Annotated in this window: 20 protein-coding genes; 3 read left to right on the top strand and 17 right to left on the bottom strand. The window is 56.9% G+C overall.

Features of this window, described 5'->3' with window-relative positions; genetic code table 11:
• A complete protein-coding gene (locus B5M42_RS01070) occupies positions 1 to 234 on the bottom strand; it encodes a hypothetical protein (RefSeq protein WP_134750553.1) in 234 nt (77 codons plus the stop codon).
• Between the two features lie 216 nt (positions 235 to 450).
• Between B5M42_RS01070 and B5M42_RS01065 the strand changes: the two genes are divergently transcribed.
• The gene (locus tag B5M42_RS01065) at positions 451 to 645 is read left to right on the top strand and encodes a hypothetical protein (protein ID WP_134750554.1); all 195 of its coding nucleotides are present in this window, start codon (positions 451 to 453) and stop codon (positions 643 to 645) included.
• Here B5M42_RS01065 and B5M42_RS01060 read toward each other — a convergent pair.
• The 15 genes from B5M42_RS01060 to B5M42_RS00990 form a co-directional block, all read right to left on the bottom strand.
• Positions 642 to 1,802 carry a Ger(x)C family spore germination protein gene (locus B5M42_RS01060; RefSeq protein WP_167689677.1) on the bottom strand — a complete coding sequence of 387 codons (1,161 nt, stop codon included), beginning with the start codon at positions 1,800 to 1,802 and terminating at the stop codon, positions 642 to 644. The two genes, B5M42_RS01065 and B5M42_RS01060, sit on opposite strands and share 4 nt — an antisense overlap.
• Complete coding sequence (locus B5M42_RS01055; protein WP_134750558.1) at positions 1,799 to 3,319, bottom strand: spore germination protein; 1,521 nt, start codon at positions 3,317 to 3,319, stop codon at positions 1,799 to 1,801. The genes B5M42_RS01060 and B5M42_RS01055 overlap by 4 nt, the downstream gene beginning before the upstream one ends.
• Entirely contained in the window at positions 3,316 to 4,410 is a 1,095-nt protein-coding gene (locus B5M42_RS01050; protein WP_167689679.1) for a GerAB/ArcD/ProY family transporter, read from the bottom strand. Before B5M42_RS01050 ends, B5M42_RS01055 begins: the two co-directional genes overlap by 4 nt.
• Before the next feature lie 118 nt (positions 4,411 to 4,528).
• Entirely contained in the window at positions 4,529 to 4,999 is a 471-nt protein-coding gene (locus B5M42_RS01045) for an ASCH domain-containing protein (protein WP_134750561.1), read from the bottom strand.
• Positions 5,000 to 5,140: 141 nt separating this feature from the next.
• Positions 5,141 to 6,481 carry a type I glutamate--ammonia ligase gene (gene glnA / locus B5M42_RS01040; RefSeq protein WP_230632553.1) on the bottom strand — a complete coding sequence of 447 codons (1,341 nt, stop codon included), beginning with the start codon at positions 6,479 to 6,481 and terminating at the stop codon, positions 5,141 to 5,143.
• 32 nt (positions 6,482 to 6,513) lie between these two features.
• The gene (locus B5M42_RS01035) at positions 6,514 to 6,924 is read right to left on the bottom strand and encodes a MerR family transcriptional regulator (RefSeq protein ID WP_134750563.1); all 411 of its coding nucleotides are present in this window, start codon (positions 6,922 to 6,924) and stop codon (positions 6,514 to 6,516) included.
• 96 nt (positions 6,925 to 7,020) lie between these two features.
• The gene (locus B5M42_RS01030) at positions 7,021 to 8,241 is read right to left on the bottom strand and encodes a methionine gamma-lyase family protein (protein WP_407946107.1); all 1,221 of its coding nucleotides are present in this window, start codon (positions 8,239 to 8,241) and stop codon (positions 7,021 to 7,023) included.
• 32 nt (positions 8,242 to 8,273) lie between these two features.
• Positions 8,274 to 9,599 carry a GTPase HflX gene (hflX, locus tag B5M42_RS01025; protein WP_134750565.1) on the bottom strand — a complete coding sequence of 442 codons (1,326 nt, stop codon included), beginning with the start codon at positions 9,597 to 9,599 and terminating at the stop codon, positions 8,274 to 8,276.
• 297 nt (positions 9,600 to 9,896) lie between these two features.
• Positions 9,897 to 10,922, bottom strand: coding sequence for an LLM class flavin-dependent oxidoreductase (locus B5M42_RS01020; RefSeq protein WP_167689681.1), 1,026 nt, complete (start codon positions 10,920 to 10,922; stop codon positions 9,897 to 9,899).
• A 254-nt stretch (positions 10,923 to 11,176) separates the two neighbouring features.
• Positions 11,177 to 11,827, bottom strand: coding sequence for a response regulator (locus B5M42_RS01015; protein ID WP_167689683.1), 651 nt, complete (start codon positions 11,825 to 11,827; stop codon positions 11,177 to 11,179).
• A gap of 399 nt (positions 11,828 to 12,226) precedes the next feature.
• Positions 12,227 to 12,898 (bottom strand): hypothetical protein, encoded by a 672-nt coding sequence (locus tag B5M42_RS01010; protein WP_134750568.1) that lies wholly within the window; start codon positions 12,896 to 12,898, stop codon positions 12,227 to 12,229.
• A 68-nt stretch (positions 12,899 to 12,966) separates the two neighbouring features.
• Complete coding sequence (locus B5M42_RS01005; RefSeq protein WP_134750569.1) at positions 12,967 to 13,419, bottom strand: flavodoxin; 453 nt, start codon at positions 13,417 to 13,419, stop codon at positions 12,967 to 12,969.
• Positions 13,420 to 13,463: 44 nt separating this feature from the next.
• Positions 13,464 to 14,267 (bottom strand): hypothetical protein, encoded by an 804-nt coding sequence (locus tag B5M42_RS01000; RefSeq protein WP_134750570.1) that lies wholly within the window; start codon positions 14,265 to 14,267, stop codon positions 13,464 to 13,466.
• 168 nt (positions 14,268 to 14,435) lie between these two features.
• Entirely contained in the window at positions 14,436 to 16,151 is a 1,716-nt protein-coding gene (locus B5M42_RS00995; protein ID WP_134750571.1) for an ABC transporter ATP-binding protein, read from the bottom strand.
• A 192-nt stretch (positions 16,152 to 16,343) separates the two neighbouring features.
• Positions 16,344 to 17,126, bottom strand: a complete 783-nt coding sequence (locus B5M42_RS00990) for a MerR family transcriptional regulator (protein ID WP_134750572.1) — start codon at positions 17,124 to 17,126, stop codon at positions 16,344 to 16,346.
• A 214-nt stretch (positions 17,127 to 17,340) separates the two neighbouring features.
• On the opposite strand from B5M42_RS00990, the gene B5M42_RS00985 reads away from it, so the two are divergent.
• The gene (locus tag B5M42_RS00985; RefSeq protein ID WP_167689685.1) at positions 17,341 to 19,173 is read left to right on the top strand and encodes a cation:proton antiporter family protein; all 1,833 of its coding nucleotides are present in this window, start codon (positions 17,341 to 17,343) and stop codon (positions 19,171 to 19,173) included.
• A gap of 213 nt (positions 19,174 to 19,386) precedes the next feature.
• Here B5M42_RS00985 and B5M42_RS00980 read toward each other — a convergent pair whose 3' ends face one another.
• The gene (locus B5M42_RS00980; RefSeq protein ID WP_167689688.1) at positions 19,387 to 20,937 is read right to left on the bottom strand and encodes an HD domain-containing phosphohydrolase; all 1,551 of its coding nucleotides are present in this window, start codon (positions 20,935 to 20,937) and stop codon (positions 19,387 to 19,389) included.
• A gap of 356 nt (positions 20,938 to 21,293) precedes the next feature.
• Between B5M42_RS00980 and B5M42_RS00975 the strand changes: the two genes are divergently transcribed.
• On the top strand, positions 21,294 to 22,202 hold the full coding sequence (locus tag B5M42_RS00975) for a hypothetical protein (RefSeq protein ID WP_134750578.1): 909 nt from the start codon (positions 21,294 to 21,296) through the stop codon (positions 22,200 to 22,202).
• Positions 22,203 to 22,241 lie beyond the last annotated feature (39 nt).

Below are 22,241 nucleotides of genomic sequence, written 5' to 3'. Positions count from 1 at the left end.
CTACACCAAATCCTTGGCTTCGCCGATTTCGATCACAAACACCCGACCTTGCGGCAGAGCGTGAAACGTCGTCGATGCAATATTGCCCCGTATTTTAAAATGATTGCTGCCATTGATAAAATGCGGGAACACGGCATGTGTGGACTTGGCCAGCAAGCCGGCTTCGTCTTCGGTAAGCTCGACTTCGCTGCTGCGCGCTTCCCCGTTGATCCAATATTTGAAAATGACTTTCATAGACAGTCCTCCCGCAAAAAAAGAATGGTAATTTTAGTATACACCATTCATTTTTTCCTGTTCAACGGCTGATTGCTGAGAACATCGGGCGGGAAGCCCCTCGACGTGCCTAGTTCTATAAAAAAATAGTACTTATTTCCCAGCGAAGGCTGTGATATTTTGTAAATGCCCTCACGCAAGGGACAACCATCCTATGGCCCAAAAGGAGCTGTCGTCATGAAAGTATGGAAAGGCGTGCCTGCTGTCATTGTATTCGGTGTGTGCATCATTGTCGGCTATTATTTGTATTCTCTCTTGTGCGTCAATCTGATCGCCAAATTCGATTTCAAGCAGGAAGTGAGCACGACGATCGAAACCGCGCCTGCGCTTGACGACAACGGATCGGCGCGCTCCGGGCCCGGTCCGGGCTAACGGCTGGCAGCCGGATATTTGAGCTTGCCTGCATTATTCAATTGAACGTCCACGCGTATGTCCGCAAGCGAGTCCGGCATCAGCTTCAAGTTCCCCTCCCGCTTCAATCGCTTCCACTCTTTATTGTTCGTCCTGTAGAGCGTATGCTGCAGCTGGAGCAAATCGCTATTGATTTGCAGCCCGTTTACGAATGTTTCGCGAATTTCGTTGCGCACCCGCGCAGCGACTTCAGCTTCCAGCTCCGTTTCCTTGATCGCGCGGACGATATCGCTGATATTGCCTGACAGCTTGACGCTGACCTCGTAAGCCGCGGAATTCCCCTTCACGATAGGCCGAATTTGAATCTTTGGCGCTTCCAGCGACACGGCAGCTTCCGGCTGTCCGTCCCGATACACAACCAGCGGACTGCGGCTCGTTTTGGGGTCGATCCAACGTAAACCGATCAGCTTCCGTTCGCTGAGCCAGCCTTGATACTGCCCGTCCTGATAGACGAACGCACCATTGATATCAAGCACTTCATGCGGGCTCGTGTCCTGCTTCCACCGCTCGGCCGTGGCTCTTATCGAGGGCAGCAGCACCACTTGATCCGGTTCATTATAATTCGTGATAAATTCACGCGACGTAATTGGAGTGATTGTTGATTTCTGCCGATAGCTTTCCATCGGCTGGTGCAGCAGAGAAATGATCGGAGACAAATGAAACAACGGCGTAACCGCAAAAAGCTTGTCAATCGGCATCGTTGTACCGAATACCCACGGCGTAAAGCGCAACTCATAATAACGGTTTTGCAGCTCCTGAATATCGCGCAGTCCTTTGTTCATAACACGTTCACTTACAACAATCGAGCTGACCTGACCGTAAAATACGCGCACCTGTGAAGTTTGATACAGGTCATTGACGGCTTCGATGACCGTAGCGCCCTTCCCTGTGCCCACCCAGACCGGAACATGCTGCGAGGGCTTGCCCGATTCGACCTTGGCCACGGAAATAAAATCCAGCATCTGCACATAAACCCGATATTCGTTGTCGGCATAATCGAATCCGATGCTGGTGACATAGTTCATATCCTGAATGTTTTTGATGTCCCAGCAGCCAGTCAAGAGCAGCAAGGCGGTCAAGGAAAGCGTAACAGCCGCCAATCGTTTGCTCCGTCTCACTTGGACCCTCCTCTGCGCGTAGCATCTTTGGGTCTTAATATGCTCGGCCGCTTATCGATGGAAAACCATGACTTTCGGGTAATGGCTGACATGAAATCCGTCCACGTGATCGGCGAAAGCGGAGCCAAATACGGTACGCCAAACGACTCCAGCCGCGACAGGTACACCACAATCGCAATGGTCGAAATCATGAACCCGTACATGCCCAGCACCGACGAGCAAATAAGCACGAAATAACGGATCAGGCTGACCGAGCCTACCAGCGACTGATTGACCAGCGTAAAGCTTGATACTGCCGTAACGGCAGATACGACAAGCAGCGTCGTGGACGCAAGTCCGGCACGGATTGCCGCATCGCCGACGACGATGCCGCCAACAACCGCAACCGTTTGTCCCACTGCCTTGGGCAGCCGTTCGCCTGCCTCGCGGAACAGCTCGAACATCGTAATCATCATAACAGCCTCCAGCGGCCCCGGCAGCGGCAAGCCAATGCGCGACAACGAAATAGTCGCTACGAGCGGATACGGAATTTGCTCGACGTTAAACGCGGTAAGCGCGGTCCAGAAGCCGGGCAGCAGCAAGGACAATACGAGACCGATGAGCCGCAGCAAAATGCCCAGACTGGCATAATAAAACGGGAAATAGGCGTCTTCCGGCGATTTGAGCAATAAAGTCAAATTGGCCGGACCGATGATGGCATTGGGCGACGTATCGGCGATGACAACAAAACGCCCGTGCACAAGACTATCCGCAGCATAATCGGGCCGGCCGGTGAAATCGAGCAGAGGGAATAAGGAGCCTGAATAGTCGGCGATCATTTTTTCCAGCTGGCTGCTGCCCAGAATCGCGTCGATTTCAATTTTTTGCAGCCGCTCCCTGACCTCTTGGATGATATCTGCAGAAGCAATATCCTGGATATACAGCAGCGCCACCTTGCTGTTACTGCGTTTGCCCACCCGAAACTGCTCATAACACAGCGATTTGGTCGGCAGCCGCTTACGGATTAGCGCCACGTTCGCGGCCAGTTCTTCCACAAAGCCGTCCTTCGGCCCCTTGATCGAAACCTCCGTATTCGATTCGGACGGCTCCCGACGCGGCGGCTTGGACAAATCCATCGAGTACAGCAGCTGCGTCTGCTCCACGTAAACGAGCAGTTGACCGGAAAAAATGTGCGACACGATGTCCTGCTCGTCGTCCAGCCGGATCAGCTCCAGCTTTTTATCCAGATCGATCAAAGATTCGGAGGAGCTGAGGATGGCGCCCAAGCGCGGCAGCACGAATTGATTGACTTGCATCGTTTCGGTCAGCCCGGTGCAATAAATCAGTTCTATCACGTGGGGAGACTCTTCGGAACCCAGCTTGAATTGGTCGATTTTGACATCGGCGCAATTGAAGAACAGCTGCTCCAGCCTTTTCTTATCCCACGGCCCGTTCTCCGATTCGTTCGTAACCGTGTTGGCAGGATGCTGAGGCGGCTTTTTTTCGTTACGCGCTTTCCACAGCTGATTCAGCTTCAAGACATTTCCCCCTTGTGGCCCCGGATGAGTGCAAGCACGAACAATAGCAGCAGCAATGCGGTCATGACGGTCAATGCCGCGGGCAAATACACACTTTGCATAAACTGTAAATACTGCATATCGCTTATCGGCAGCTCGACCAAGGCGATAAGTGTCAAGCCCAGCCCGCAAAACCACACCATCCTCCGCTTGCTACCGCCTCCCGAGAGCAAATCGACCAGCAGCAGCAACGCGGTCGAGATCCGCACAAATGCCCCCGATAACCATTGATAGATGGACAAGAAATCCAGATGCCGGATATATTGGCCGACACTGACGAGCCGCCACTCCTCATAGGCCGGATATCGCAGCTTGGCCGCTTCTACAGGACCGAATTCGGCAATGGCTCCGGTCAGCGGGCCAAAGACGAGCATGACGAGAAAAACAGCCAACAGAAGCAACGACCAAAGCGGAATTTTCTTTTTTAATTGATGCTGAAAAAGCAGCAAGATGATGATTTCCACCAGGCCCCCGCCCACATAGACTGTCCCTTGCAGCAGAGGCTGAACACCTTGCTCCATGACAGGAAAGAGAAGATGATAGTTTTTGACCGGCAAATTGGCGCTGAGCACAAAATCCCCGAATACAATGACGAACGGCAGCAAAATGCCGGCGCAAATGGCAATCGAGCGCAACCCGGCATGAGCGGCATAGCAGCAAAGCATCAGCAGCGTGACCGACAGAATCCACTGCGGCGTTCGAGGCAAATAGGACGTATGGGTCCACATCGCCGTATCCTTCATCGTCAACGTACAAATCAGAAATAAATAGACGATAAAACAAGCCCGCACCGCGCCGCTGATCCATTTGCCGCAGTGAGTCTGCAGCCACGGGAAAAACGCCTGCTGGTTCGTACGCCTCATGATGATAAACAAGATGCCCGTCCAGACCAGATACAGCGGGATGATCGCCAATACGCTAAGCCATGCATCCCGATGTGCCGCTTGGAGCAGGGGCGGAATGACCATCACATGGTTCATCAGCCCCGTTGCCAATATGATGATGCTAAAAGCTGGGATCGTACCGATGGCAGCGCCTGATTTTCCGATCATAGTGGTATCCCCGCGAGCTGTTGGATTGGTGTACGTCACGCCAAAGAAGAGCGTGTCAGAGTTATGATTACCCATATATGGAATTTTTATTAAATAAAGCCCGGAGGCGATAGAAGCGTCATCGCAAGCCAGGCAAATCTTCAAGCAATCCGGCAGGCGGGTCCCATTCCCACAGGCTCAGGCGTCCTTTGACCTTGGACGGTCGAACGGGCGTAACCTCGCGCAGTTCCCAAGCGTAACGTCCTGCGGCGTAATCGCCGAAGCGGTATTCGTTGCCGTCAACGGCAACGGTGTCTGCGCCAAAGCGCTCCAGCCAAGCCCGACCGTCTTTGTCGGCAGCAACCCGCAAACAGTCGACCAGCTGACAGGTCGCAATGACGGCGCCGAGCGGCAGCGTCTTGGCCGTAAACCCGTATTGCTGCAACATCGTCGCAATCGGCTCTTGCCGGCAAGCGAGCTGATCAAGCGTTTGTCCGGCGTGAATAGCCAGCACTCCCCGATGTGCGGTTTGCCATGAGCGGGTTTCATACCGCTTTTCCCCCAGAGCGATTAGCGTCGCCCAGGGTTGGCGGATCGTGATGACTTTCAACGCGTTCTCCCTCGTTTCTTCCTGTGTGTATGAATCAAAAAAGGGCGGAACGAAGCTCGCAGCCCTATCGTTACCGACATGGCGCTCGCGGTCGTTCCGCCCTTCCTGATTATCGCTTCGCCGCTGACCGGCGCAGACTTTTTAATACAACGTCAAATACTGATCGCGCTCCCAAGCGTGAACTTGGGTCCGATACATATCCCATTCGATTTCTTTCAGCTCGTAGAAATGCGCCAGCGCGTGCTCGCCGAGACAGTCGCAGACGACTTCATCGCGGATCAGCTCATCCAGCGCTTGCTTGAGATTAAGCGGCAAGCTCGGAATGCCCTGCTCCTCGCGCTCTTCCTCTGTCATAACATAGATGTTGCGGTCGGTTGGCGGCGGCAGCTGCATTTTGTTCTTGATGCCGTCAAGTCCGGCAGCCAGCATCACGGCAAGCGCCAAATACGGGTTCGCCGCCGGGTCCGGGTTGCGCACCTCGACGCGCGTGCTGAGGCCGCGAGACGCCGGAATGCGGATCATCGGGCTGCGGTTGCTCGCCGACCAAGCCACGTAGCAAGGCGCTTCATAGCCGGGAACAAGACGTTTATACGAATTGACGGTCGGGTTGGTGATCGCAGCAAACGAACGGGCATGGCGCAATACACCTGCCATATAATGTCTGGCTACGTTACTCAGACCTAACTTGTCGCTCTCATCGTAAAATGCATTGACGTTGCCCTTGAAAAGCGATTGGTGACAATGCATCCCCGAACCGTTCATGCCGAACAACGGCTTGGGCATGAAGGTTGCATGCAGACCGTGCTGTCTGGCGATCGTTTTGACAACCAGCTTGAACGTCTGGATTTGGTCGGCCGCTTTGATGGCATCGGCGTATTTAAAGTCGATTTCATGCTGGCCCGGCGCAACCTCATGATGCGAAGCTTCGATCTCGAAGCCCATTTCTTCCAGCGTCAACACGATATCGCGGCGGCAGTTCTCGCCAAGGTCCATCGGAGCAAGGTCAAAGTAGCCCCCTTGGTCGTTCAGTTCCATCGTCGGATTGCCTTTATCGTCGGTTTTGAACAGGAAAAATTCCGGTTCCGGTCCAACGTTCATAGCTGTGAAGCCCATTTCTTCCGCTTGCTTGAGCGCATTTTTCAAAATGCCGCGCGGGTCGCCCGGGAACGGACGGCCGTCCGGGAGGTAGATGTCGCAGATCAGCCGCGCCACTTTGCCTTCGGTAAACCAAGGAAAAATGACCCAGGTGCTCAGATCGGGATACAGATACATGTCGGATTCTTCGATGCGCACGTAGCCTTCAATGGAAGAGCCGTCGAACATCATTTTGTTGTCGAGCGCCTTCTCCAGCTGACTGAAAGGAATTTCCACATTCTTGATGCTACCCATCAGGTCGGTAAACTGCAGGCGGATGAAGTTGACCTTCTCCTCCTTGGCAATGCGCAAAATATCTTCTTTCGTGTAATTATTGGTGTAGCCCACGAACATTCTCCTTTCTTCTCAAAACCGTGAGTTTAGTGAAAAAACCGGGAAAGCTCGCCTTGGATAAGGGAAACCTGACCTGGCCGCTTGCCTCCGCCGATCAGCTGCTGCTTGAGCATCTTGTGCAGCTGGGAATCGGTGAGCTCCTTGCGCTTGACCTCTGTGTGCTCGTTGATAACGGTTGCATCTTCGGAATCCTTGGACACCGGCAAAAGCACCTGCTTGATGCCCGCAATGTTGACGCCCTTCTCGATCAAATCCTTGATCTCCAGCAACCGCTCCACGTCATTGAATGAATAGAGCCTCTGATTGCCCGAGGTTCTTGCCGGAATGACCAGCTCGTGTTGTTCGTAATAGCGGATTTGCCGTGCGGTCAAATCGGTTAGCTTCATGACGATTCCAATAGGAAACAGCGCCATATTTCTGCGTATTTCATCGCTCATGACTCATCACTCCTGGTCAGTAACTGCCTGCTTTTATTGTACCTTTCCGATAAAAACATGTCAAGGAGTGTTAGGTTTGTTTACAGTTTTGCAAAATCAAATCAGCCCTGCCGTTTCCATATGCTGCAGCGCTGTCATGACGCCCAGCTTGCAGTGCGAATACGTCAAGCCGCCTTGCATGTAGGCAATATACGGCTCGCGGATCGGCGCGTCGGCTGACAGCTCCAGGCTGCCGCCTTGAATGAACGTCCCGGCGGCCATGATGACCGGATGCTCGTAGCCGGGCATATCCCACGGCTCGGGCACGACGTGCGCATCGACCGCTGCGGCCCGCTGAATGCCCTGCACGAAGGTGATCAGGTGCTGCGCGGAAGTGAAGCGGATGGCCTGAATCAGATCGGTGCGCGGATCGTCCCAGCGCGGATGGCTGATAAAGCCGAGCTCCTCAAAGACGGCGGCGGCGAAAGCGGCTCCCTTGAGCGCTTGACCGACAAGGTGCGGGGCCAGGAACAGCCCCTGATACATCGCGCGCGTCGCCCCCAGCATCGCGCCCACCTCACCGCCGATGCCCGGCGCGGTCATCCGGTACGCGGCCAGCTCAACCAGGTCGCGGCGTCCGGCGATATAGCCGCCGCTGGGCGCAATGCCGCCGCCGGGATTTTTGATCAGCGAGCCCGCGATCAGATCAGCGCCCGCCGCCGTCGGCTCCTCGGCTTCGGTAAACTCGCCGTAGCAGTTGTCGACGAAGACGATCGCATCGGGCCGCGCTTCCTTGACGAAGCGGACCATTTCGCCGATCTGCGCGACGGTGAACGACGGGCGCCAGTCATAGCCGCGCGAGCGCTGAATGCCGATCACCTTGGTGTTCGGCTGCAGGGCGGCGGCGATGCCGGCCCAGTCCGGCTCGCCCGATTCGGTCAGCGCCACTTCGCTGTAGGCGATGCCGAAGTCCTGCAGCGAGCCGGTGCCGTCGCCGGGCTTGCCGATGACTTTGTGCAGCGTATCATACGGCCGGCCCGTAATGTACAGCAGGTGATCGCCCGGACGCAGCACGCCAAACAACGCGGTGCCGATCGTATGCGTGCCGGAAGCAAAATGCGGCCGCACGAGCGCCGCTTCCGCGCCCAGCGCATCGGCATAGACCAGATCGAGCACCTCTCGGCCGCGATCGTTGTAGCCGTAGCCCGTGGAACCGGCAAAATGATAATCGCTGACCTTGTGCTTTTGAAAGGCGGCAATGACCTTCCATTGATTGCGGTCGATCGTCCGCTCGATCCGGCGCACGGCCGGCTCGATCCGGCGTTCGGCGCTGTCCATCAGCGCCGTTAGTTTCTCCCCGAATTCCATACCTAGAAGCTCTCTCCCTTGTCTTCCTGTCCGTACTGCTGCTTGTGCTGATCGTAGGCGGCCAGCAAATAGCCCATTTTGGCATAATCGTCTTTGTTAACCCGCACTTGAAACAGCATCTCCTCGCCGTCGACTTCATTCTCCAGCACATCGCCGATCCGGTACACGAGCGAAATCAGCTCGCCCTTGTCGGCGGGAATGCGAAATGTCAGCCGCTCGCCCATCAGCTTGTCCTGCACAGCCAAACGCAAGCGCTGCAAATCGTCTTCGCGGTAGGCGCTCATTTTGATAAAATCGCCTTCGGCAAACAGCATCGCCTGCTGCTCGTCGGGCAGCAGATCGATTTTGTTAAACACCGTCAGTTGCTCCTGCCGATGCGCGCCCAGCTCCTCAAGCACCTCGGCGACGACGCGCATTTGCTCGTTGCGCATCTCGGTCGAGCTGTCGACGACGTGGAGAATCAGATCGGCTTCGTTCGCTTCCTCCAACGTCGCGCGGAATGCCGCTACCAGATCGTGCGGCAGGTTCTGGATGAAGCCGACGGTGTCGGTCAGCACGATCTCCTTGCCGCTGGGCAGCGTCAGCGTGCGCGAGGTCGGATCGAGCGTAGCGAACAGCTGATTCTCCACATAAACGTCGGCGTTCGTCAGTTGGCGCAGCAGCGTCGACTTGCCGGCATTGGTGTAGCCGACCAGCGCGACCTGAAACACGCCGGATTTCTTGCGGCGCTCGCGATGCAGCTTGCGGTGTCGAACGACCTCCTCCAGCTGCGCTTTGAGCTCGCCGATCCGCTCGCGGATATGGCGGCGGTCGGTTTCCAGCTTCGTCTCGCCGGGACCGCGCGTACCAATACCGCCGCCAAGCCGCGACAGGTTCTTGCCCTGCCCGGACAGCCGCGGCAGCAGGTAGCTCAGCTGGGCCAGCTCGACCTGAATGATCCCCTCGCGCGTCTTGGCGCGCTGGGCAAAAATATCCAGAATCAGCTGCGTGCGGTCGATGATCTTGGCATCCAGCGCTTCTTCCAGATTGCGCACCTGTGCCCCGGACAGCTCCTGATCGAAAATCGCCGTATTCGCGCCGAGCTCTTCCATCAGCGCCCGCAGCTCTTCCACCTTGCCTTTGCCGATAAACCATTTGGTATCGGCCGATTCTTTATTTTGCGTCATGGTCGCCAGTACTTCCACGCCGGCGGTTTCCGCCAGCTGGACAAGCTCCTGGAGCGAATATTCAGCGAGCGCTTCCCGCTTCTTCTGCTCCTGTGTCACCAGACTAACCAGAATGGCGCGGTCCATCTTTTCATTGTCAACGACGTGTGTGGTCGGTTTCATCGATTGTGATTTTCTCCTTACAAATGGAAGGTTGGGCCAAGCCCACCCCCATTGTGTATCAAATAACCGGGAAAGTCAATTTGCTACAGCTATAGCTGCAGCAGCTGCAACAAACACCCGAGAACAGGTCCGGCGCTCCCGTCCGCAAAACCTGGCGCGCCGACGATTGCCGCGCAGGCCGTCCCATAAAAAAACAGGCCCGCTCCGAATGCTCATACATCCGTCAGCGAGGCCCGCTATTGAAGCGCCCGCGGAGCCGCTGCTTCCGCCAGCGGCAGGACCGCGGTCCGCACGTGCTTATCTTTCATGGGCATATTGAGCCGCATCCATCGTCTTGAACACTTCTGCGGTATGCCGAAAATCATGTTCATCCAGCAGCCCGGCCACGATAATCTCGTTCACGCCTGCTTCGACGTATTGACCGATGTACTGCGACACTTGCTCGTAATCGCCAACGAGAATCGGATTGTTGGCGATGCCGCTGGCAAAGCCGCCCATCCAGAACACTTCGTCGCGGTTGTCCGACGCCAGAGTCAGCTCGGCCATCTGCCGCAGCCAGACGGACTCCGATTTGGCCTTCATCTTGGTGGCCATCTTGCCCGTTGCGCTGACCGGGAAGCGACGGTGCGCCTCCATCCACGCTTCCTCTTTCGTCTCGCGGGCGATGACGCCGATTTTGATTCCGGAACGCAGATGCGGCAGGTGACGAATGCCGTTCGTCAGCTCGCGGTACTCCGGAACCGGTCCCGGATGGGTCATGAACAAATCGGCCTGCTGCAAAGCGACCTCCATGCTCGCTGCCGAGGAGCCGGCTACGAACAAGGTCGGCATCAGCTCCGGTTCCAGCTCCGGATACAGCTGCAAGCCGTTGTATTTGTAGTAATCGCCGGCAAAATAAACCGGCCCCGCCGTCGACAGAATCAGCTTGAGCACGTGCATGTACTCAGCCAGACGAACGTAACGCTCGTCGTGCGACAACGTCTCCTGAACCTGCTCAAGCTCGCTTTTGGCTGCGCCTGTAATCATGTTGAGGATGACCCTGCGCCCGTAAAGACGCGCGATCGTCTGCACCATCTTGGCCGCTTCCAGCGGGCTGCAATAGTTCGGCTGCACGGCGATGATCGGCGAGAGCCGCTTGGTGCGCTGAATGATCCACGTGCCGAGCACAAACGGATCCATCATTTGAAAATTGAAGTGCGACAGCACCCCGTTATATTGAAAAGCGTCTGCATGTTGCGCAATGCGGGCGATAGTATCCATCGGCACTTGTTCGTTACGGCTGTTGTTGGGCAAATTGCAATGCAATTTGTAAGCGTATTTCATCTTTACACCCTCCTGTGGCTTTTCGCCGGCACAAGCTTGCGCGGTAAGCATTCTCGGGTTCACCGATCGTGGAGGCTTCAGTCTTGTTCGTAAGTGGCGTTAAGCGATAGCAATGCTCACAGGGTAAGCTGCTGGCGGCAGCAATTTGATCACATCGAGCGGTTCGCCGTTCGACGGTAGTTGCAGGAAACGGACGACGGACGCACTTGCATGAACGACTCCGGCATGCCGGGCGTTCCCGCTGCGGCACAACGCTACAACAGATCGTTTTTGACCGCAAAAACGACCAATTCGACCCGGTCCCGCAAATTTTGCTTGCGAAGAATGGTCGAAATCGTATTTTTCACGGTGCCTACGGACAGAAATAAGCTTTTGGCAATCTCGCTGTTCTCCTTGCCTTGGGAAACGTGCTTGATAATCATAAGCTCCCGTTCGGTAAAATGGAACGTCCAGGAAGCTTTGGCTTCCTCCTGGCGGGATTGGTGATATCCCGGAGCAAAGCGGATGAAATCGGCCATCACGTCTTTATGCATGACGCTCAAACCGAGCGCGGCGCTTTTGACCGTCATCAGCAGCTCTTGCGGATGGATCGTCTTCAGCATGTACCCCCGTGCGCCGGCATTCATCGCCCGGATCACGGTATCGATTTCTCTGCTCTCGGTCAGCACCACGACGCGCACATCGGGAAACTCGCGCTGCAGCTGCCCCAGCAGCAGCCAGCCGTCGCAGCCGGACATCTGCACATCCAGAATCAGCACGTCAGGCTCGTCCTGCCGGCAAATGCGCAGCGTATCCTCCAGGGTAAACGCGCAGCCCGCGATCCGAACGTCGGGATCTTTTTCCAGCATAAATTTGATGCCTTCGCTCACCAGCATTTGGCCATCGACCAGCGCCACCTTGATCATAAATGCCTCCTCGCTTGCTTGATGAAAGACGCGCGCCCATGCTGGAGCAGGTTGCCATGAAGCGATTATGCTTTTGTCGCGGAACGTCGTAACAGGTCTGGCAACAGCAAGTGCGGGATGCCTGCGTGGCCCCTCGCCTCTGTCGGCTCTCTTCATTTCCTCCTTTGCACGAATGAAGTCGTACTACGATGAAACCGATATCACCTTCCCAGACGCCAAGTTGTTCGTAAGCGGATACTTCTTTATTTTACCACGGGAAAATAAGCTTTTTTAGTAGGTATGGAAAATAAATACCCAGTTTTGCAGTAATTGTTACAATTTTTTAAAAATTTCATTGTTAAGCAGGATTTTCGCAAAAGAAAAACGACCCTTGGCAGGATCGTTTACACTCGAAGACAGCTATGTGCAGCGCCGCCGCAGAGGCGCCATTTCCTCATCCGCTTCCTTCATATAATCCCGGATCAGCCGCAGGTAGTCGTAGGACGCCTGCAAATGCTCAAGGGAGGGCTGGCAGCGAGCCCCGCCACCGCCCAGCACGGACCATACCTCGATCGATTGCGGCAAACGGCCGAAGGCGTGATAGCCAAGCAGCGTCGCCAAATGGAAAAAGCTTTCGTTCTCCTGAGGCCGGGCCTCCATGACAAACCTGTGGATGCGAAACTCGCCTGCCGCTTCCTTTTCGCCGCCCCAGAGCAGCTGCAGGTTGAGCGAAAGATCTACGTTCAGCGGACTGATGTGCGTTTGTATAGTTTCAAAAAGCAGCAGCGGGCCGGCCTGCTCTTGCCGGCTTGCGGCATAACGAACGAGCGCTTGAACGGCGCACCGCTTCACATGATGATAATGCTCACGTGAAGCGAATTTGTACCCGCGGTTGGTCCAGCGCCTTTCGATCAGTGCTTCCACGCGCGCGGCTGTGCGCGCCTCGGGCGGCAGGCTGAACAAATCGTTCAGCGCATGGCTTACGCCGTATAAAGCGAGCTGTCGCCAATCGACGTCGCTGGCTGCGCGCTGGCTGCCAGCCCCTCCATTTTTCATCATCGCTTCCAGCCGGTAATCCTCAATAACCTCCATCGCCGCCAACGCCTCCATCGTCCGTTTGAATCCTGCCTGCTTGCCGCCTCGCCGCTTTCGGCGAGCGATTAATTCGTCACGGCCACCTGAGCCGCAAAGCTCGTGCCAAACGCCTTGCACAGCTCCAGATCGTCCGGCGACGGGCTCAGCTCGATTTTCAGCCCTTCCAGCGCCTTCACGGCTCCGCGTTCCGTTATTTTCTCCTCCAGAATCCTGATGGCTGCTCCATAATGGCGGTAGGACGAGTCGGCCGAGCCGAAAACAGCGCCTTTCATCCCCTGCAAATCAACCTCGTCCAGTTCCTCGTAAAAATCGAGAAATTCATCGGGCAAATCTCCGTCGCCCCATGTATAGGCACCCAGCAGAAAGCCGTCGTAGTTCTGTAATTTTGCGGCATGGGCGTCCAGCACCGAGACGAGCACAGGCTCGACTCCGGCTTCACGCAGCCCGGCGGCCACCGCTTCGGCCATCTCTTCTGTGTTTCCAGTCATGCTTGCGTATACAACAATTACTTGCGTCACAGGTATCCTCCTTGATCTCCATCCATATGATCAGCGGCTTGCAGTTAGCCAATCGGCATCGTCTGCACGCCTTGAAATAAAGTAGCCATATACAATTGATGCACGTCCACATCGGCGTCCGTGACGGGCAAGCCCAGCTTCACCGAAAATAGCGTAATGTCTTCATACAGACGTCCGATGCGGAATAAGCCGTGATCGGTGCACGCATAAACGCGCCCCTGCCGGGTAACCAGCGAAAAAACGAATAAATTGGGGTAGTTCACTTTCGTGAAGCCTCCGCGCTTGTTGCCGACGAGCAGCTCGCCCTTCTCGGTTGTGCCTAGCAAAAAGCCGTGATACACAGCCAGACTTGTAATCGCGGTCTCCAATTTATGCTCGCTCCACTCGCACGTATAGCGGTCGTAGACGGCAATGCCGTCATCCAGAGCCAAAATGATAAATTCCGGCACATATAGCACATCGTAGACGGCCGACTGGGCATGGGAGGCGGGCTCCCACATGCCATGCTTGCGCACCCACAGCCCGTATGCCGTTCCAGCGAGCGCCGAGCGGCCGAATTCGAGAAACTGATAACAGGTGACCTCCAAATCCGTCATCCGCCAACTGCCGTCTTCGGCCAGCTGCAGCAGTCCCTTGTTCGTACACGCATAAGCGCGGTTATCGTAAAGATGAAGACGATTCGTATGCATATCGCTGTCCCAGCCGTCGCCCAGCCGCTGCCACGTATCTTGACCGACCGGCTTTCGCCACACGCCCCGGCCGAGCGATGCGGCCAGCAGCGTGGAATCGGCTTGCACCTTCACGGAGGAATAATGAAACAGAAAGCGCTCCTTGACTTCCTTCGACATGTCGCGTACCTCCTCGTTGGTATGTGAGCTACCCTCATTTTAATTGATAATGATTATCATTGTCAATTAAAATGTAAAAAAAGACAGCGCCGCGTTCCTGGAACGGGCCTCTGTCTGGTAAGAACGTATTTGGCGCTGCCGGTCGGCTGTTGAATGCCGGTCAGGCTGCTAAGCGCCGAACTGCGCTTGATGCAGCCGGCTGTAGATGCCGCCGGAGGTCACAAGCTCCTCGTGACCGCCTTGCTCGGCGATGCCGTCTGCCGTTACGACAACGATCCTGTCGGCATTGCGAATCGTCGCCAGCCGGTGAGCGATTACAAGCGTTGTGCGCCCTGCCGACAGCTCGGCCAGCGACTGCTGAATCGCCGCTTCCGTCTCGGTGTCGAGCGCCGAGGTCGCTTCGTCGAGAATAAGAATCGGCGGGTTTTTCAGAAACATCCGGGCAATGGCCAAGCGCTGCTTTTGTCCGCCGGACAGCTTCACACCGCGCTCGCCGACAATCGTATCCAGGCCATCCGGCAGCGAACGGATAAAATCGTCCAGCCGCGCCCGCCGGGCCGCCTCCCACAGCTCGTCTTCACCCGCGCCCAGCTTCCCGTAGCCGATATTCTCGCGGATGGTGCCGCCGAACAAAAACACATCCTGCTGCACGATGCCGATCTGCCGGCGCAGCGCAGCAAGCTGTACATTGCGGATATCAAGCCCGTCTACGGTAATCCGGCCTGCCTGTACCTCATAAAAGCGCGGCAGCAGGCTGCACAGCGTTGTTTTGCCCGCACCGGACGGCCCAACAAACGCTACCGTCTCGCCGGCCCGTATAGTCAGGTCGATGCCCGACAGCACATCGCCTTCCCCTTCATAGCCAAACTTCACACCCTCGTAGCGAATATCGCCATTGACCTTATCCAGCTCCACCGCACCCGGCGTATCAGCCACATCCGGCGCCGTATCGAGCAGCTCGATATACCGTTTGAAGCCGGCGATGCCCTTCGGATAGCTTTCGATGATCGCGTTGATTTTCTCGACAGGCCGAAAAAACACATTGGTCAGCAGCAAAAAGCCGATAAAGCCGCCATACGTCAGCTCGCCGCGAATAACAAAATACGTTCCGCACAGCATCACAAACAAGGTGACGAAGCGCATCAGCATATAGCTGATCGACGAGTTCAAGGCCATGATTTTATAAGAGAGCAGCTTGCTAAGCCTGAAGCGGCTGTTGTTTTCTTCGAATTGCGTTTCCTCGTGGCGTTCGTTGGCAAAAGCCTGCACGACGCGGATGCCGCCGACATTGTCTTCGATCCGCGCGCTAAAGTCGGCGATATCGCCGAACAGCCGGTGAAACGCCCCGGTCATGCGGCGGTTAAAGTAGATAGCCAGCCAGAAAATAAATGGAATAATAATGAAGGTCAGCACCGCCAGCTTCCAATTGATCGCCAGCATGAGCGCAAACGAGCCGATCAGTGTCATGACAGCAATGAACAAATCCTCGGGCCCATGATGGGCCACCTCGCCAATTTCCATCAAATCGCTCGTCAGCCGCGAAATCAGATGGCCGGTTTTATTGTTGTCAAAAAAGCGGAAGCTCAGCTTCTGCACGTGCGCAAACAGCTTTCTGCGCATATCCGTTTCAATATTGATGCCCAGCATATGTCCCCAATACGTCACAACGTATTGCATGAAGGAGCTGAATACATACATCGCCAGCAGGGCGGCGCAAGCGGCGAGAATCCATTTCCAGTTGCCCTGCGGCAGCAGCTTGTCGACAAATTGATTGACCGCAAGCGGAAAGCCCAGCTCCAGCAAGCCCGCAAACACCGCACAGCCGAAATCCAGAAAAAACAGCCGCCGGTAGGGTTCATAATAAGACATAAATCGGCGTATCATTTTTGCTTCCACCTCTCCAACTCCGTAAACGTATTGAAACTGAAAATCATTCTCATTATGTCAAAATTATTGCGCTTCGTCTACCCTTAATTTACTGCCCGTTCTCGGGTAAAATAAAACGCCCCTTCGCTCAGCTTGCGCGCACGCGCAAGCTGATGAAGGAGCTTAGGGTCATTCATGAAGCGGGGGGCGTTAGCTGCCCGCGACCGCATCGCCGGTGTGCGCTTTGGCAAAAGCATCGGCTGCGGCGCACACATAATACGCCAGACCGACCTGTTGCGATTCCAGCATATCGCGGTGAAAATCGTCCGCGAGGAAGAAACGGCATTGCGCAGCGAAGTCGGCTGCCGTCGTCGCGTGGCCAAAGCCGTTCAACGCAGCGAGATGGCTGGCAATCAGCGCCGCTGCGGCTTCGCTGCCGGCCGCGCATTTGCGCCGCAGCCCGTCCGCCATGCCGTCCATGAAGCGCTTCGCCTCGCGGGCCATCTCGTTCATCGCTGCCGCATCCAGCGCTTCGGCCGCTTTGTCGTCGAGCAGCTCAAAGCCGTACTGCTCGCGCAGATACTGCCGCTGCGGCTCCAGCGCTGCGCGCCATTGCGCGGCGCTGGCGAAGCCGCGAAACAGCTCCGCCTCTGGAAGCGGCTCGCCGGCCAGCTCGCCCGCAAGCGTCAGCTCCAGCGTGCGTACAAGCCCGTGCAGCCGCTCGGCGCGCGCGGCCAGCCGTTCCCGCTGGTCGCGTAAGATCGCCGTCCGGTCCGGCTGCCCGTCGAGCAGCTGCTTGATTTCGTCCAGCGAGAAATCCAGCTCGCGGTAAAACAAAATCTCCTGCAGCCGCTCCAGCTCGCGCGAGCCGTAGAGCCGGTAGCCGGCCTCGCTGATTTCGCGCGGCGCCAGCAGCCCGATTTTGTGATAATGATGCAAGGTTTTGACAGTCGCCCCGGACAACTCGGCAACTTCTTTTACTGTATAGAACATGGAACTCCCTCCCTTTCCTGTTCAGCGTAAAGCCTCCTCCAAGGGGAGAGTCAAGGCCCTGTTTTTAACAGGGATTCGTCTTGCTTCGACGGCTCGCCGGGACGCCAGGCCCATACGTATTTGTCCAATTGCAGCCAATTCCGCTATACTGGAGACAAGCTTTTCCATCGCCGCCATTAGGCCGATTAATCTGAAAGCAAGGAGGAATCCCCACATGGAGCATGGCAACGGCTCGCTGACCAGTCTGATGCTGGTTGTGTCCTTGTCTTTTCTGGTCCCGATTCTATTGTATCAGCTGCGCCTGCGGCTTGTCCCCGTCGTCGTGGCTGAAATTGTCGCCGGCGTCATTATCGGCAAAAGCGGGTTCAATCTCGTGAGCGACGACCCGTGGCTGGAGCTATTGTCCCTGCTTGGATTCATTTATTTGATGTTCCTTAGCGGGCTTGAAATTGATTTCTCCTCCTTCACCCCCACCCGAAGCCGGGACGGCGCCAAATCCGGCGATTCGACGTTCGCTGTCGCGATTGCCATTTTTATCGGCATCTTCGCCATGTCCGGGCTGCTGGCCTGGCTGCTGATGCTGACCGGACTCGTCAGCCGCGTCTTCCTGACCACGCTGATTATCGGCACCGTATCGCTGGGCGTCGTCGTTCCGGTGCTCAAGGAGCGCAAGATGCTGAACACGCGCCTCGGACAGACGCTGCTGCTGGTGACGGTGCTGGCCGACTTTTTTACGATGATTTTGCTCGCCTTCTATGTCAGCTATCTGTCGCGCAACTTGTCCAAAATGCTGCTGCTCCTGCTGTTTTTCCTGCTGGTCGTCGTCATCTACCGCTTCGTCAAGCGGTTGGCTGCCGGCAAGGTGTTCCAGGTGCTGAGCGAAAGCACGATCCAATTCGGCACGCGGGCGATTTTCGCCTTGATGCTGGCCATCGTGTTCCTGTCGGAAAGCCTGGGGGCCGAGAATATTCTGGGCGCGTTCCTCGCCGGGGTGATCGTCTCCCTGCTGCGGCCTAAGAAAGCGTTTGTACACCAGCTTGAATCGTTTGGCTACGGCTTTTTGATCCCGATTTTTTTCGTGATGGTCGGGGCCGGCCTCGAGCTGAAGACCATTTTTACCGATGCCAAAATGGTGCTGATGATTCCGCTGCTATTGATCGTCATGTTCCTGGCCAAAATCGTGCCGATGGCGCTGCTGCGCCGCTGGTACAGCTGGAAGGACGTGCTCAGCTCCGGCGTGCTGCTGTCGTCGAAGCTCAGCCTCGTCATCGCCGCTGCGACGCTGGCGCTTGAATTGGGCATCATCAAGGAATCGCTGCACGGAGCGCTCATTCTCGTGGCGCTGCTCAGCTGCCTGATCTTCCCCGTGCTTTACAGCAAACTGTCGCCGAAGCCTGCGCCGCGCAAGCCGGTCGTCGCCGTGATCGGCATGAACCACATCTCGACGCCGGTCGTGCAGGACCTGCTGCGCGAGGACATGTACGATCTGCGCGTCTACACCGCATCGGAAGCCGCCTTCGGCCTGCTCGGCGAAGAAGCCGCTGCGCGCACCGTCAAGCTCGGCGCGCTCAATGCCGAGCAGCTGAAGCAGCAGGGCGCGTTCAGCGCCGACATCGTCGTGCTGGCGACCGGCGACGACGAGCTGAACCTGGCGCTCGCCTCGTTCCTCTCGCCGGGCGAGGGCCAACGCGTGCTGGTGCGACTGGAATCGCCGCAAGGCCAAAAGCAGCTCGCCGACCGCGGCTTCGAGGTGTTCTCGACGCTGTATGCGGCCCGGACCGTGCTGCGCGCGCTGATCGACAGTCCCGGCGCCCTCAAGCTGTTGGCCGAGCAGGACGAAATGATTTACGAAATCGAAATCGGCCGCTTGCCGTTCCGCTCCACCCTGCTGCGCCAGCTGTCGCTGCAGAACATCCTGATCCTGCGCGTATTCCGCGGGCAATCGCATCTGATCCCGCACGGCAACACCGAGCTGCGCCTTGGCGACCGGCTGCTGGTCAGCGGCGATGTCCAGCACGTTGAAGCGTTCCGCCAATCGGTCACCTAGCGCGGACAGCTCATGAACGAACGGGCGCGCAGAAGGTCTGGCGGGCGGTTGACCGTCCGGCAATCGCGGTGCGATCCCTTCCACCTTGCGGGTGCCGCAAGGCAAGCGGACTGACCGCAGCGGGGGCGGTACTCTTCGCTTGCGGGCGAGACCCCGGCAGCCGCGTTATGGATGCCCCGCTGTGGAAACCGCGCCGCGATCCCGCCCAGCCCTTCACAGCCGGGTCAGCTCCTCCACCGCCCGCAGCATATCGCGAACCTCGTAGTCGGCTTCGGCCACGCGGACGTTCCCCAGCGCCTCGCCGCCCACAATCAACAGGGCGGCAGGCGCCTTGCGCTTGAGCTCTTGCACCGCTTTGCGCAGCCTGGGGATGTCCGCTTTTTTGCGCGCAAAAATCGCGGCGCTGCGTATGGCATGTTTGTCCATAAATGCCAGCAAATCATCGGCGGGAACCGGCTCCGCGACGGTGTACACCGTCCAGCCGTTCGCCCGCAACATATCGCCCAGCATGTGCATGTGCAGCGATTCGCCGTAGCCGGCCGAGGTCAGCACCAGCTTGCGCCCGGATGGCTGCTCCTGCGAGTAAGCTCCGGCAATGGCCCGCATCACCTCGCGGGTGACCATGACCGCCACTTGCACCTCGGCCACCGTAATTTCGCCGGCCGAACGGCGGGCGCGCACCGCCTGCATTGCCTTGGCGATCAGCTCGACGTACACCTCTTCGATGCGCCGGCCGTCGGACAGCTTCTCCAGCGCCGCCAGCGCTTGCTCCGTCTCGCCGCTCAGCAGCGCGGCCACATAGCGGTCCCAAGCCGTCGGGCCGCTAGTCCGGTCCGTGCTGTACCCGACGAGCCGCTTGACGGCAAGCTCGCCGCGTCGCGGCAGCTCCAGCGCCTTGCCGCGGCCGTCGATCTGCACAAGCGGCAAATGCGGGCAGCTGCGATTATGATGCAGAATCGTCGCATAACGTCCGTCGGTCAGCTCGACGCGAGCCTGCAGCGGATACACGCCAAGCCCCTCCATCAGCCTGTGCAGCCAATCGGCATCGTATTGCACCTCTGTCTTGAGCAAGATGGCGATGGCATCACTGGCCGCCAGCGGAGCCCTGTACGGCCGTTCAAGCGTCAGCGCGGAATAGACGTCGGCGACCATTGCCACGCGTACAGCTTCGCTCAAGTCGACCGCTCGCTTGCCCGCCGGATAGCCGCTGCCGTCGAGCCGTTCGTGATGGCTGCCGATCAGCTCCAGCGCCACTTCTCCGGCAAACTGCACATGCTCGCCGACAAAGGCCGCTCCCAGCTGCGTATGCCGCTGAATCCGCGCGTATTCGCCCGTCGTCAGCCGGGTATTTTTCCGCAAAATCGCTTGATCGATCTCCAGCTTGCCGATGTCGTGCAGCAGCAGCCCTTTATAAAAGGCGAAATCCTCGTTCCGTCCCTTGAGTAAACAACCAAGCACATATACATCAAACGAATGCCAATAGCTGTAAACATCCCATGATTTCAATTGCAGCAGCGCGCCGTAAACCGTCGGATCGGTATGCATGACGCGGACAAACAGCTGTTTGAGCTCTTGAACCTCTGTGGCGGAGCGCCAGGCACGACCGTAGCGCTGCTCGTTGTACACGCGTCTGAAGCTGTCGGCAAACAACTGCTCGTACCGTGCATGCCAATGGGCCGAATGCCATTGCGGCCGGGTATCCGTGGAACCGACGGCGGGTTCGCCCGCTTGGCTATTATGCTGGCGGGGATCTTCTTTTTTCAAAGCGCTCCCTCCTGCTTGTCTCAGCTTTGTATCGCTTATCAGTATACGGCTGCGCGGTCGGTTTGGTGCGGGCCTTGCGGCTGACTTGGCGCGGCAGCCTAAGTCTGATGCAATTGACACCTTGCGTTGAAATATGTAAAATTTAAGAAAAAAAGGATGATATCTTCTAAAATAAGAATCGTTCGCCCTAGGAGGTCTCCCCCATCCGTACGAAGCAACTCGATCTGAACCCGCATCCGCCGCTGATCTGCTATTCATCGCATGCCAAAGCGCTTTCTATTTTATCGACCACCGACACGTATTTGCCTTGGTTTCACAGCAACTACTACCAGCTTTGCTCCAAGCTGGATTTTGCGGTGGAGGACGACGTGCCGCTGGATTTTTTTATCGCGATCAAGCAGGATTATCAGTATTATTTGAACAATCCGTTTTTGTTTACGCAAACGATCCGCAAGGACACGCTGGATGCCGGCTCCGTCGTCGGGACATTCAAGCGCTATCTCGATCTGGGCTATTACATCGATACGTATTTGAACGAGCAGTACGTGCCTTTCCGCGAAGCCTTTAAGCGCAACCAGCCTTATTATCACGATAATTTGCTTTACGGGTACGACGAGCAGCAAGGGTGCTTTCAGCTTGCCGGCTATTCGCCAGACGGTAAATACGTCACCGGGACGATCTCTTTCGACGCGCTGGAGACGGCGTACCGGACCTGCCCTGCGGAGAAATATTACAAAAACCTGTATTTATATCATTTGGCCGAGCTGCGGGACGGCTCGCCGATTCGCTCCTACCGCTTTGACAGCGGGCGCGTTTACGCCGCTCTGTTTGATTATTTGCACGCCCGTAACTCCTCGGCGGACTTTGCGCTGTTCGCCAACCCGGCCGAGCATCTGGCGTTCGGCTTCGATTGCTACGAGAACGTTATACAAAATCTGGCCAAGCCGGGCCTCGGAGCAGACCTGCGGCCGATCTACACCCTGTACGAGCACAAAAAGCTGCTCTGCGACCACGCCCGCTATTTGCAGGTGGCCGGATGCCTGCGGCCTAACGATTATGACGCCCTGTCGCCTCTGCTCTCGCAATCGCTGGCGCTGGCGCGAGCGGCCTTGTTGATTCAGATCAAAAACACGGTGTCCGCTGCCAATAACGATCCCGCTTTGTTTGGCAAAATTCAGGAGCTTGCCCGGCATGAACGGCCGGTGATCCAGCGGCTGCTGCAAGCGCTCATCGTGGACGAGCCTGCTGCAGCAACTAACGGATAGTCCAAGCAAGCCTTGCCGCAGCGCACAGCCCGAGCGTCT

The sequence above is a fragment of the Paenibacillus athensensis genome (assembly GCF_004514475.2).
Classification (GTDB): domain Bacteria; phylum Bacillota; class Bacilli; order Paenibacillales; family NBRC-103111; genus Paenibacillus_AL; species Paenibacillus_AL athensensis.
Note: the sequence above shows the minus strand (reverse complement) of the source record. Positions and strands in the feature narration are given on the sequence as shown.